Source organism: Acetobacter tropicalis (genome assembly GCF_030644465.1).
Classification (GTDB): Bacteria; Pseudomonadota; Alphaproteobacteria; order Acetobacterales; family Acetobacteraceae; genus Acetobacter; species Acetobacter tropicalis.
In genome coordinates this window covers 2,888,784-2,901,444 of the sequence record NZ_JAUYUW010000001.1, presented here as the reverse complement: position 1 = coordinate 2,901,444, position 12,661 = coordinate 2,888,784, and the positions used below count along the sequence as shown (strand labels likewise).

General features: G+C 57.4%; 9 protein-coding genes and 1 pseudogene. 6 read left to right on the top strand and 4 right to left on the bottom strand.

Annotated elements, in window-relative coordinates; all coding sequences use genetic code 11:
- Positions 1-18 precede the first annotated feature (18 nt).
- From QWU00_RS13130 to QWU00_RS13120, 3 genes are all read left to right on the top strand, one after another.
- Positions 19-1,038 (top strand): NAD(P)/FAD-dependent oxidoreductase, encoded by a 1,020-nt coding sequence (locus QWU00_RS13130; RefSeq protein ID WP_035378025.1) that lies wholly within the window; start codon positions 19-21, stop codon positions 1,036-1,038.
- Positions 1,039-1,172: 134 nt separating this feature from the next.
- Complete coding sequence (alr, locus tag QWU00_RS13125) at positions 1,173-2,303, top strand: alanine racemase (protein ID WP_035378024.1); 1,131 nt, start codon at positions 1,173-1,175, stop codon at positions 2,301-2,303.
- 4 nt (positions 2,304-2,307) lie between these two features.
- Positions 2,308-3,564, top strand: a complete 1,257-nt coding sequence (locus QWU00_RS13120) for a D-amino acid dehydrogenase (protein WP_035378022.1) — start codon at positions 2,308-2,310, stop codon at positions 3,562-3,564.
- A gap of 109 nt (positions 3,565-3,673) precedes the next feature.
- Here QWU00_RS13120 and QWU00_RS13115 read toward each other — a convergent pair whose 3' ends face one another.
- From QWU00_RS13115 to QWU00_RS13105, 3 genes are all read right to left on the bottom strand, one after another.
- Positions 3,674-4,000 carry a hypothetical protein gene (locus QWU00_RS13115; protein WP_035378020.1) on the bottom strand — a complete coding sequence of 109 codons (327 nt, stop codon included), beginning with the start codon at positions 3,998-4,000 and terminating at the stop codon, positions 3,674-3,676.
- Between the two features lie 258 nt (positions 4,001-4,258).
- Positions 4,259-5,905 (bottom strand): phosphoglucomutase (alpha-D-glucose-1,6-bisphosphate-dependent), encoded by a 1,647-nt coding sequence (gene pgm / locus QWU00_RS13110; protein WP_035378018.1) that lies wholly within the window; start codon positions 5,903-5,905, stop codon positions 4,259-4,261.
- 151 nt (positions 5,906-6,056) lie between these two features.
- The gene (locus QWU00_RS13105) at positions 6,057-7,217 is read right to left on the bottom strand and encodes a GNAT family N-acetyltransferase (protein ID WP_150395559.1); all 1,161 of its coding nucleotides are present in this window, start codon (positions 7,215-7,217) and stop codon (positions 6,057-6,059) included.
- 143 nt (positions 7,218-7,360) lie between these two features.
- On the opposite strand from QWU00_RS13105, the gene bla reads away from it, so the two are divergent.
- Positions 7,361-8,221, top strand: coding sequence for a class A beta-lactamase (gene bla, locus QWU00_RS13100; RefSeq protein WP_035378017.1), 861 nt, complete (start codon positions 7,361-7,363; stop codon positions 8,219-8,221).
- A 122-nt stretch (positions 8,222-8,343) separates the two neighbouring features.
- Here the strand turns inward: bla and typA are convergent, their stop codons facing one another.
- Positions 8,344-10,167: a translational GTPase TypA gene (typA, locus tag QWU00_RS13095; protein ID WP_006557490.1), complete on the bottom strand. Its 1,824-nt coding sequence runs from the start codon at positions 10,165-10,167 to the stop codon at positions 8,344-8,346.
- 281 nt (positions 10,168-10,448) lie between these two features.
- Here typA and QWU00_RS13090 point away from each other — a divergent pair.
- A pseudogene (locus QWU00_RS13090) lies at positions 10,449-10,676 on the top strand (FeoA family protein); the annotation flags it as partial.
- 131 nt (positions 10,677-10,807) lie between these two features.
- The gene (gene feoB, locus QWU00_RS13085; RefSeq protein WP_035378014.1) at positions 10,808-12,649 is read left to right on the top strand and encodes a ferrous iron transport protein B; all 1,842 of its coding nucleotides are present in this window, start codon (positions 10,808-10,810) and stop codon (positions 12,647-12,649) included.
- Positions 12,650-12,661: the final 12 nt, after the last annotated feature.

Here is a 12,661-nt window from a genome sequence, read left to right as displayed (position 1 = left end):
GGGGAGATCCGCCGCGCCATGACTGACATGCCGATTGAGACAGACGTCGCCATTATCGGCGCTGGCCCTGCCGGGCTTTTTGCCGCCTTTCAATGCGCCATGTTGCGCCTGCGGTGTTTGTTAATTGACGTTCTGCCGGAAGTAGGTGGCCAGTGCGTGGCGCTGTACCCAGAAAAACCCATCTATGATATTCCGGCCTGCCCGGCGGTAGAAGGGGCGCAGCTTATTGCCAATCTTGAAAAACAGATTGAACCTTTTGCCATCCCTCGCCTGCTGAAACACCGTATTGAAAGCCTGACTGGCCACCGCGGCGCCTTTACGCTGGGCACGGACAAAGGGGCGCAGGTCAACAGTAAGGCTGTTATCATTGCTGCCGGGGCGGGTGCTTTCGGCCCCAATCGGCCGCCACTTGATGGGCTGGATGCCTTTGAAGGCACAGGAGCCGTGCAGTATTACGTGCGCCGGAAAGCTGATTTTGAAGGCCGACGCATTGTGATTGCAGGCGGCGGCGATTCCGCGCTGGACTGGGCTCTGGCGCTGAAAGACAAGGCGGAAAAACTGTATCTTGTACACCGTCGAGATCGCTTCCGTGGCGCGCCGGAAAGCCTGCGCCTGTTGGATGAAGCTGTTGCCGCAGGGCAGATTGAAAAAGTGGTGCCTTATCAGCTTCATGCCCTGCGTGGGCAGAACGGCGTGCTGGAAGCCGTGGAGGTTGCAGATCTGGATGGCGCAACCCGTGCGCTAGAAGCCGATACCCTTCTGCCCTTCTTCGGGCTGGCAACAGACCTTGGCCCCATTGCCCGTTGGGGCGTGGATACCGTGCGTTCCACCATCCCTGTTGTGCCCTCAAGTTGTGAAACCAACATGCCCGGCGTGTTCGCCATTGGCGATGTGGCCACCTACCCCGGCAAACTGAAACTCATTCTGCAGGGCTTCAGTGAAGGGGCCATGGCTGCGCATGCCATCTACCCCATTGTGAACCCGGATCAGGCACTGCATTTTGAATATTCCACCAGCAAAGGGGTTCCCGCTGCCTGAGGTCGACCTTTGCGTCCGCTTCGCTCTTATGGATAAATAACACGACGTAAACGGAAAGAAGGGAAAGCAGCCATGCCCATACTCAGGCCAAACAGCCCCCTTCTCTCCCCCTACCTTCGGCCATTCTCCGACTTATGAGTGTTCTCTCTCATGATGGGTGGGAAGGTGGCCATCTACTGATTGATCTGGCCGCCATTGCAGCAAACTACACGCAGCTTCAAACCCTTATGGGCCCCCGCACAGAAACGGGTGCCGCAGTCAAAGCCAATGCCTATGGGCTAGGTCTCTCGGAAGTTGCACCTGTTCTGTATGAAGCAGGCTGCCGGACTTTTTTTGTGGCACATCTGGCTGAAGGGGTCGCCTTACGTAGCCTGATTTCTCGTGACAGCCGCATTTTTGTACTCCATGGCCCTCCGCCGGGAACGGCTCCCGCTTTTCTGGCGCACAACCTGTTACCTGTACTGAACAGCCTGCCACAGGTGCAGGAATGGCAGGCGCTCGCCCGTGATCAGAACAACACTCTGCCGGCGGCTTTGCAGGTGGATAGCGGCATGTCCCGCTTCGGACTATCAGAAGACGAAGTGACCGGACTGAGCAAGGGCTCGGGCTTGGAGGGGCTCAAAATTGTGCTGGTCATGAGCCATCTGGCCTGTGCAGACACCCCTGAGCATCCGCTAAACCGGCAGCAGCGAGACAGTTTTGAACGAACGCGGAAACGGCTGCCTGCTGCTCCCGCCAGCCTGTCTGCTTCCTCCGGTATTTTCCTTGGGCCGGAGTGGCGGTTTGACCTTATCCGGCCCGGAGCAGCACTTTACGGTATTAACCCCACACCGGGGCGCCCCAACCCCATGCAGGCCACTATTCGCCTGCAAGCCCGTGTCATTCAGACCCGCCATATCCCCGCCGGAGCCTGTGCTGGGTATGGTGCCGCTTTTGTTGCCCCTAGCCCGACAGATATTGCGCTTCTGGGTATCGGGTATGGAGATGGCTTTCCTCGTCGGCTGGGTGAGAGAGGTGTTGTTGTTCTGCCAGAACGGCCTGACATCAAACTGCCAATAATCGGGCGTATCTCCATGGATTCACTGGCCGTGGACATTACGGCTCTTGCAGGGCTGCCCCTCGCGCCGGGCGTGGCTTTTGATCTGATTGGCCCCCACAACCCTCTTGATGAAACAGCTTTTCTGGCAGACACCATCGGCTACGAATTGCTGACAGATCTCGGCTCACGCTACCACCGCACCCACCACGATCCCCGGAAAGGATGACACCGTGAAAATCATCATTCTCGGCGCCGGCGTCATTGGCACCACCTCTGCCTGGTACCTGTCCAAACTGGGCCATGAAGTAACCGTGGTGGACCGCCAGCCCGCACCCGGGCTTGAAACCTCTTTTGCCAATGCGGCCCAGGTCTCTCCCGGTTATTCAACACCCTGGGCAGGACCGTCCCTCCCCCTACAGGCCATGAAATGGCTTCTTCAACGGCACCATAGTCCGCTTGTTATCCGCAAGCGGTTTGATCTGGCCATGTTCCGTTGGATTGAGCAGTTTCTGAAAAACTGTAACGCCCATGCGTATGATATCAACAAATCCCGCATGCTGCGTGTTGCCGAGTATAGCCGGGACTGTCTGGACGCCCTGCGTGAGGAAACCGGGCTGACATATGATGACCGCCAACGCGGCCTGATCCAGCTTTTCCGCACCAACAAACAGGTGGACAAGGTCCAGCGGGATATGCGCCTGCTTTCTGAAAGCCACATTCCCCACGCCCTGCTGACGGTGGATCAGATTCTGGAACATGAGCCCGGTCTGGCCCATGCAAAACACCTGTTGAAAGCAGGCTTGTATTTACCCGGCGATGAATCGGGCGATGCCCATATTTTCACGCAACGGCTGGCCAAGATGGCCGAGGCACAGGGTGTAACCTTCCTGTATAATACGACCATCAAGGGGATGGATGCAGCTGCGGATGAGATCATGTCTGTCCGCACCAGTGCTGGCCACCTGCGGGCCGATGCCTATGTGGTCGCCATGGGCAGCTACAGCCCTCTTCTTCTGAAGCCGCTTGGGATTCATCTGCCGGTCTATCCAGTGAAGGGCTATTCTCTCACCCTGCCCCTGACGGATGAGAGCCACGCCCCGACCTCCACCGTGAATGATGAAACCTACAAAGTTGCCATCACACGGTTGGGCAACCGCATTCGTGTGGGTGGTACGGCCGAACTGACAGGCTATAATCTGCGCCTGAGCCCGGACCGGCGGGAAACACTTGAGCTCTCGTTTTCTGAACTGTTCGGAGGGGGCGATCTGTCCGCAGCCACATACTGGACGGGCCTGCGCCCCAACACCCCTGACGGAACACCTGTAATCGGCCCAGTATCCGCATTCAGGAACCTGTGGCTCAATACTGGACACGGCACACTGGGCTGGACCATGGCCTGTGGGTCAGGCCGCCTTATTGCTGATCTGATCCATGGCAGAAAGACAGATATTCCCGCTCTGGATCTTTCCCTCAGCCGTTACGACTGAAAAATACCCATAAAAAACAGGACTGAGGAGAAACTCCCCAGCCCTGCCTTTGGCTCTACCCTGTTCAGGCAGAAACGTGGGAGGCTGTTAAGCCTGCACCAGCTTCTGATTACTGAGCAGAAGAATCGGAACCAGAAGCATCGCTTTCAGCAGCCTTCTTGGCCTTCTTGTGGCCATGGTGGTGCTTCTTGCCGTGGTGCTTCTTGCTCTTCTTTTTGGTGCCTTCTTCCTTGCCGGTTTCCGCAGCGCCAGAAGCAGCAGGTGCAGCTTCAGGAGTGGTCGGAGCTTCAGCAGACGGAGCAGCAGGGGTAGAAGGAGCGGCCGGAACGGCTGGAGCAGCAGGTGCGGTAGCCGGAGCTTCCTGAGCGAAAGACGGAGCAGCAGCGCCCAGCAGAGCAACGGTGGACAGAGCTGCGAGAAGACGACGAGAAATCATGAAAATTGTCTCCAAGAATAATCAGGCCCATCAAGACCATGATTTAATAGTGCCAGAGCGGCGTATGAGGTCATGCACCCGGCTGGCTTGGCATGACTCATATCATGTCGGAAAACCCGCGTCTCGCACTATAATTCTAAAAAACAGGAGTGTGCCGTGAGTTTGACGCAAGGCCACCTAACTCCCGACACAATCCCGTAAAAGGAGAGAGCCTCCGGCAGAGGACAGTCCTTCTCTCTGCGGCACACTACCGCGCTTTCAAGCGGCGAATACTTTGGAAATGGCAGCCTGGGCTTCATCCTGAATCGCTTTCAGATGCGCTTCACTTTTGAAGCTTTCCGCATAGATTTTATAAACATCTTCCGTGCCAGACGGACGAGCCGCAAACCAGCCGTTTTCCGTTACCACCTTCAGGCCACCGATGGGAGCATCATTCCCCGGAGCCCGTGTCAGCTTGCTGATGATCTTGTCCCCGGCAAGGGTTTCCAGCGGAAACTGCTCGGGTGTCAGCTTGCTCAGCTTGGCTTTCTGTTCGGGGGAAGCCGGAGCATCAATGCGGGCGTAGTACGGTGTGCCAAGACGCGCGATGATCTCATGATAATGCACGCTCGGGTTCTTACCCGTTTTGGCCGTAATTTCCGCCGCCAGCAGCCCGAGAATGATCCCGTCCTTATCCGTGGTCCAGACCGTGCCATCACGCCGCAGGAAGGTGGCGCCAGCACTTTCTTCCCCCCCGAAACCGAGGGAACCATCAAGCAGGCCGGGCACAAACCATTTCAACCCAACGGGTACTTCCACCAGTTTCCGCCCGATATCCTTGGCAACACGGTCAATCAGGCCGCTGCTGACCAGCGTTTTACCAATGCCCAGATCCTTGCCCCATTCTGGACGATTCTGGAACAGATAGGAAATTGCTACAGCCAGATAGTGGTTGGGGTTCATCAGGCCATCCGGCTGCGCCACAATACCGTGCCGGTCTGCATCCGTATCGTTAGCGAAAGCCACATCAAAACGGTCACCCATCTCGATCAGGCGCGCCATGGCGTAGGGAGAGGAGCAGTCCATGCGGATCTGTCCGTCCCAGTCGGCCGTCATGAAGGAAAATGTCGGGTCCACTTCCGTGCTGACAACCGTGGCGTTCAGGCCGTAGCGGTCAATAATCGGCTGCCAGTACCCCACGGCAGCGCCACCCAGCGGATCAATGCCAATCTTTACCCCGGCATCCTGAATGGCCTTCATATCAATGACAGCATCCAGATCTTCCACATACGGGGTCACGTAGTCATGACCCTTGATGCAGCCGGCCTTTTTGGCCTCTTCATACGGCAGGCGTTTTACATCTTTCATGCCATCAGCAAGAAAGCCGTTCGCCATATCCTGAATCGCCTTGGTAATGCTTGTATCCGCCGGGCCGCCATTGGGGGGATTATATTTAAACCCGCCATCAGAAGGCGGGTTGTGGGAAGGCGTGATCACCACGCCATCGGCCAGCCCCGTGGTGCGGCCTTTGTTGTAGGTCAGAATGGCATGGGAAATAACGGGCGTGGGCGTGTAACCGCCTTTTTCATCAATCCGCACATCCAGACCATGTGCTGCAAAAACCTCGATAGCGGATTTCTGGGCCGGGCCGGAAAGAGCATGGGAATCCATGCCGATAAACAGCGGTCCATCAATACCTTCCGCCTTCCGATGGCGGCTGATGGCCTCGCAAATAGCCAGAATATGATTTTCGTTAAAGCTCGTATGGAATGAAGAGCCACGATGCCCGGATGTACCAAAGGACACACGCTGCGTTGGGATCGAAACATCAGGCTTGCGATCATAATAGGCAGCAATCAGTGCTGGAATATCCGTCAGTTGAGCAGAAGGAAGAGTCTTGCCGGCCATAGGGCTGATCTGAACCATTGCTGTAAAAATCCTTACATCTCTACGGGCTATCGGCTAACGCCCGAACTCCTGAATGGCATGCAGAAAACCATGGATTGTGCTGGATGCCCAGAGAGGAGTGGCCCGACAGCAGGAAAAAGCGGGCAGATTAGTGCCCCTTGCCATCACCTCATGCCTTGCGAATCACCGTCGCGGTAATGGTCTGGTGCGGTTCAAACCCGAGCGCAGCATACAGAGCGATAGCAGCCGTATTGCTGGAATAGGAATGGAGGAATGGCTGCTCCCCCCTGGCCAGAATACGGCGTGCCACCACCCGCATGAGGAACCGGGCATAGCCTCGCCCCCGATGATCAGGATGCGTGCAGACCCCGCTGACTTCCGTAAAATTTCCGGGTTTCAGCCGCTCACCCGCCATGGCGACCAACCGCCCCTCATCGCGAATGCCCACAAATGCCCCCAGCCGATACGTCTGAGGCAAAAACGGACCGGGAGCCGTCAGTCTGGCAAGGGCCAGCATGTCAGCGGCCTCCTCCTCCCCCAGATCACAGTATGAAAGAGTGCTGTCTTCAGCAGGCACATCCCGCGCCACCATCTGAAGGCATTCCGCCGAACGCACTTTTCTGATCTGGGGAGGAAAAGCCACTTGTTCCTTTTCCATCACCCAGAGTTCTGCGCCGTCTGCCAGAGCCAGCAATGCGTCCCAGTTTTGCGCACTTTCTTGCCTGACGGCGCCAAACGGACTGATAGCCGGATCAAAACAGCGCACGACGTCATTGCCCTTTGAGAGCGCAGCCTGCCGCCCCGTGAGCGCGTTCCAGACAGGCCTGTCCAACACGTTCCGGGCCGCACGCGCTTCACCCGCGGGAGAAGAGGCTTCTGACAGCAGTCGTCTGGCTGTGGTGAGTGCTGATGCCAGTTCCTGCTGCCCTGCTTTATCCAGACGGGTAAGAACGGCCGCAATTTCATCATGCTGGCGTTGATCAATATCCGCGAAAAGCGCCCGCCCCTCCGTCGTCAGACTGATGGGGCGGGAGCGTCCATCCTGGCCGGAGCGATCGCGCGAAACCCAGCCGTGCTTTTCAAAACGACTGATCATTCGGCTGAGATACCCCCGATCCAACCCGAGCATGGCCTGCAAGGCGCTGGCCTGCACAGGTTCATTCCCTGCTATTTCCAGCAGCAGGCGGGCTTCTGAAAGGCTGACCCTGCTTCCCAGAAAATGGGCATCCAGCGCGCCAATAAAACGCGTGTAAAACCGATTGAATGTCCAGATGGCGTCTATTGTCTGCTGCATTTTGGCAGGATGCAGGCAATTAGTTGCTAAAGTCAACTATATATCCCGTCATTTCCCTTTCGGCCTACGTGGCTGAACTGCCCACACACATCCCGCACAGCATGATGTCACTCTTCCTTTGACAAAACCTGCACATCGGAGGGCTGATAAAGAGAGAATAAAGCAAGGAAAGGCACGCCATGAGAAGACGACATTTTTTATGGGGCAGTTCCGCCTTGCTCGCCGCGCCCGCTATCGCTGGCACATCAGCGCCCACCGTGATCTCGCAGTATGAGAACGAAACCGGCGGTCACGTTGGTTTTTACGCAGAAAATACCAAAACTGGTGCAACTCTTGGCTGGCGGACAGACGAACGCTTTGTCATGTGCAGCACATTCAAGGCATCGCTTGCGGCCTGTGTGCTGGCCCGCGTTGACGGAGGACTGGATGCTCTTGAACGCCCGCTCTCTTACACTGCAGCGGATATCGGGGATCTTTACGCGCCTGTCGCCAAGGCCAATCTGGCAAAAGGCCGGATGACCATCCGGGAACTCTGTGCTGGCGCGGTAGAGCAGAGCGATAACACCTGCGCCAATCTACTACTGGCCCACATTGGCGGGCCTTCTGTTCTAACGGCTTTCTGGCGGCATCTTGGGGACAAAACAACACGCCTTGATGATGTCGAGCCCTATCTGAACCGCACTCCACCGGGCGCCATACAGAACACTACCACCCCGCGCTCCATGGCTTTTATTCTACAGCATCTGGTGTCGGGACCGGTTCTGTCCGCTCCCTCCCGCACTATCCTGACAGACTGGCTCATCAGATGCCGGACGGGCGAGCACCGGCTCCGCGCAGGGCTTCCGAGCGCATGGAAGATTGGAGATAAAACAGGCAATAATGGCAAGTATGCCGCAGGAGATATTGCCGTTATCTGGCCGCACCCTGAAACCAGCATTGTTGTCTGCGCCTACACTCGGGGCGGCCACCCGACGGAACAGCAGCTTTCCTCTGTTTTTGCGGGGATAGGCAAACTGGTGGCAACACGGCTGACAGCCTGACACATCGCGGCAGGCCTCCCGATACAAAAAAAACCTGCCTGCATTTTCATGCAGACAGGCTTCCTTCGGGCAATTACCCGTCTCTTTTGCAAGACGGCTACGCCTTGCAATCAGACTGACGCTTAGGACGCATCACCCTTACGTTCACGCTTCTTGCGTTCGTTCGGGTCCAGATAGCGCTTGCGCAGACGAATGGCAGATGGTGTCACTTCCACCAGTTCATCGTCTTCGATGTAGGCAATCGCCTGTTCCAGAGACATACGGCGCGGCGGAACCAGCAGCAGAGCTTCATCCTTGCCTGCGGCACGAATGTTGGTCAGCTTCTTTTCACGGACTGCGTTCACTTCCAGGTCATTTTCACGGGAATGCTCACCAATGATCATGCCCACGTAAACTTTTTCACCCGCATTCACAAACAGCGTACCACGGTCCTGCAGAGAGAACAGGGAATACTGGGTGGTTGAACCATCTTCCGCAGAGATCAGAGATCCGTTACGGCGGCCTTCAATGGTGCCAGCATAAGGCTGATACCCATAGAACAGGCGGTTCATGATACCCGTGCCGCGCGTGTCGGTCAGGAATTCGCCATGATACCCAATCAGCCCGCGAGACGGGATGATGAAGGTCAGACGCACCTTGTCCCCACCAGACGGACGCATATCCTGCATCTGCCCCTTACGCTGAGACATCTTTTCCACAACCACGCCGGAATAGGGCTCATCCACGTCAATGGTGACTTCTTCGAACGGTTCTTCCCGCTCACCCGTTTCCTCGTTCGTGCTGAACAGCACGCGCGGACGGCCGATGGTCAGTTCAAACCCTTCACGACGCATGGTTTCAATCAGCACGCCAAGCTGAAGTTCACCACGACCAGCCACTTCAAAAGCTTCGCTTTCCGGGCTGTCGGTCACGCGGATAGCAATGTTGCTTTCCGTTTCCTTGAACAGACGGTCACGAATCTGGCGGGATGTCACCTTCTTGCCTTCACGACCACCCAGAGGACCGTCGTTCAGACGGAACGTCATGGACAGGGTCGGCGGATCAACCGGAATGGCTTCAAGCGGTGCAGTCACTTCGGGGGATGCAATGGTGTCAGGAATAGTGGCTTCAGACAGACCGGCCACGGCCACAATGTCCCCAGCTTCCACTTCATCAACCGCCACACGGTCCAGCCCACGGAAGGACAGCAGCTTGGTCAGACGACCAGTTTCCACCACAGAGCCATCAGCCCGCAGCACCTTTACCGGCATGTTGACCTTGGCGCGGCCCTGTTCCACACGGCCCGTCAGCACACGACCGAGGAAGTTGTCGTTTTCAAGGATGGTGGCCGTCATGGCGAACGGCTTTTCCTTGTCCAGCTTGGGTGCGGGAACATGCTTCAGGATCAACTCGAACATCGGGCTGAGGTCCTTGCGCGGTCCATCAAGCTCAACATCGGCCCAGCCCTGACGGCCAGAAGCGTACAGCATGGGGAAATCAAGCTGTTCATCATTGGCGCCAAGAGCCGCGAACAGATCAAAGATTTCATTATGCACTTCGTCCGGGCGGGCGTCGCCACGGTCAATCTTGTTCACAACCACAATCGGCTTCAGGCCACGGGCCAGAGCCTTGCCCACCACAAACTTGGTCTGCGGCAATGCGCCTTCAGCGGAGTCGACCAGCACAATCGCGCCGTCCACCATGCTGAGAATACGTTCCACTTCCCCGCCGAAGTCGGCGTGTCCGGGGGTATCGATAATGTTGATCCGGGTGTTCTGCCACACAACGGAGGTGCACTTGGCCAGAATGGTGATGCCCCGCTCACGTTCCAGATCATTGCTGTCCATGGCGCGTTCAGCAACCTGCTGATGCTCATGGAATGAGCCAGACTGCTTCAGCAGTTCGTCAACGAGAGTGGTCTTGCCATGATCGACGTGTGCAATGATGGCGATATTGCGGATATCCATGAAAGGTGCCTGATTGTCCCTGCGCGTTCTGCCGCCACCAGTCATGCAAACGGGGCGGTTGAGTTGCGGTATAAAGAATGCTGGCCCTGTTGATAAGCGCCAGCGTGCAGAAATGCACGTAAAATCCTCACAAGGCGCCCAGAACCTGCCAGCAGGCCTTGCTGCTGCGGGCCCATAACTGCCCCCTACCCCACACATTGGACACCCGGCCAGCTTGGAATTAAGGATCATTCTCAATATATACGTGACTCCTTAGTCCGTCTGAGCAGGATGACCAAGCCTTGCGCCTGAACCAGCTTTCCCTTCGCGCCGCCGGTGTGATTGACCATATAGAAGCCCTCTCCACGCACGACGCCATTGCCCAGCGTCTGGGTGAGTTAGGCTTTGTGCCGGGAGAGCCCGTGAAGGTCATTGCGTTCGGCCCGCTGGGGGGAGACCCGATGGCGGTGGAAATCGGCTTTACGCGTTTCGCCCTGCGGCGCTCGGAAGCACACCGTATTGTGTTGCGGGACAACACAGCAGCCACCGCCCCATCCTGCGCAGCCCAACCCCATGAGCAGGCAGACCCTGCAGCATCCTCCCCCTCTGCCAGCACAGCAGACAGTTCCTCACATCAGGCCCCCGTGGCTGGTCCCCTTGCATGACTGATCTTTCCCCTCTACGCGTCGCGCTGGTTGGCAACCCCAACTGCGGAAAAACGGCCATTTTCAACCAGTTGACGGGCAGTCGCCAGAAGGTTGCCAACTACGCAGGCGTGACGGTTGAACGTAAGGCAGGCCGCCTTGTCACGCCGGCAGGCCGCCGCGTGCAGGTGCTTGATCTGCCCGGCACGTACAGTCTGGCAGCCACCAGCCCGGATGAGGCCGTAACCCGCGATGTCTGCCGTGGCATCTACAAAGGCGAGCCCGCACCAGACCTGCTGGTAAGTGTTGTTGCCGCCACCAACCTGCGCCTGCATCTGCGCTTCATGCTGGAATTACGGCAGCTTGGCCGCCCCATGATTGTGGTGCTCAACATGATTGACGCCATTAGCAAGCAGGGTCTCACCATTGATATCCCCCGCCTGCAGGCAGAACTGGGGGTGCCAGTTGTCACAGCGGTCGGGATCAAGCGGGGCGGTGGCCAGAATATTCTGGCAGCGCTGGATGCCCCACCTCCTCCCCCCCCAACTCCACTGCCTGAAGGCACCGATCTGCATGCGGAAGTGCGCCGCCTGCTAGCACTCTGTGTTGCCCGCACGTCCGAACGCAAACAGCTTTTTGAAGACAAGCTAGACCGCTGGGTGCTCCACCCCGTATGGGGCATGCTCATCCTGTTTGTGCTGCTATTTATCATGTTTCAGGCCGTGTTCTCCTGGGCACAACCTTTCATGGACATGCTCGATAACGGCATGAAATCGCTGGGGGACCATGTGGGAGCCCTGCTGCCAGACGGCGTTTTGCGCAGCCTTGTGGTGGACGGCATTATTGCAGGCGCAGGGACGGTTATTGTGTTCCTGCCGCAAATTCTGATTCTGTTTCTCTGGATTCTGGCACTGGAGGAATCCGGGTATCTACCACGCGCCGCCTTCATGCTGGACAAGCTGATGGCCTCGGCGGGGCTGAGTGGACGCTCCTTCATTCCCCTACTGTCCAGCTTTGCCTGCGCCGTGCCCGGCATCATGTCCACCCGCACCATCCAGAACCCGCGAGACCGGATGGTAACCATCATGATCGCCCCGCTCATGACATGTTCGGCGCGGTTGCCGGTCTATGCGCTTCTGATTGGGGCGTTCATTCCCGCCCGGCATATTGCAGGTCTTTTCAACCTGCAGGGGCTTGTTCTTTTCGGGCTGTACGCCGCCGGAATCCTCAGCGCGTTGGTTGTGGCGCGTGTTTTAAAGCGGCGTGCCACCACAGATGAGCACCCGTTGCTGCTTGAACTGCCCAACTATCGTCTACCCGGCCTGCAAAGCCTGTCTATTGAACTGTGGCAGCGCGCACGCATTTTTCTATCCCGTGTAGGCACCATTATTGTCACGCTCAGCGTGCTGATGTGGGCGCTTTCCAGCTTCCCTGCTCCCCCAGCCGGTGCCACAGGGCCAGCCATTGACTATAGTCTGGCTGGCCGTATTGGCCACCTGATGCTGCCGTTCTTCCAGTTCATTGGCTTCAACTGGCAGATCTGCGTGGCGCTTATTCCGGGCCTTGCCGCGCGTGAGGTTGCTGTCAGCGCGCTTGCCACCGTGTATTCGGTCGGCGCATCGGAAGCCGATGCCGCATCCCAGCTTGCGCCCCTGCTTTCGGCCCAATGGAGCCTTGCAACAGCGTTCTCTTTGCTGGCATGGTATGTTTACGCGCCGCAATGCTTCTCCACTCTGGCCGTTATTCGCCGGGAAACCGGTTCCTGGCGACTGGTCTGGATCTCTACAGCCTATCTGTTCGGCATGGCTTACGCTGCCTCTTTTCTGGCCTATCACATCACCCGACTGATCAGCGGATAACAACAGGAGACG

Excerpts from the sequence above, each read along its gene's own strand:
- pgm (WP_035378018.1), bottom strand. The coding sequence starts at position 5,905 with ATGGTTCAGATCAGCCCTATGGCCGGCAAGACTCTTCCTTCTGCTCAA.
- typA (WP_006557490.1), bottom strand. The coding sequence starts at position 10,167 with ATGGATATCCGCAATATCGCCATCATTGCACACGTCGATCATGGCAAG.
- bla (WP_035378017.1), top strand. The coding sequence starts at position 7,361 with ATGAGAAGACGACATTTTTTATGGGGCAGTTCCGCCTTGCTCGCCGCG.
- alr (WP_035378024.1), top strand. The coding sequence starts at position 1,173 with ATGAGTGTTCTCTCTCATGATGGGTGGGAAGGTGGCCATCTACTGATT.
- QWU00_RS13130 (WP_035378025.1), top strand. The coding sequence starts at position 19 with ATGACTGACATGCCGATTGAGACAGACGTCGCCATTATCGGCGCTGGC.
- feoB (WP_035378014.1), top strand. The coding sequence starts at position 10,808 with ATGACTGATCTTTCCCCTCTACGCGTCGCGCTGGTTGGCAACCCCAAC.
- QWU00_RS13115 (WP_035378020.1), bottom strand. The coding sequence starts at position 4,000 with ATGATTTCTCGTCGTCTTCTCGCAGCTCTGTCCACCGTTGCTCTGCTG.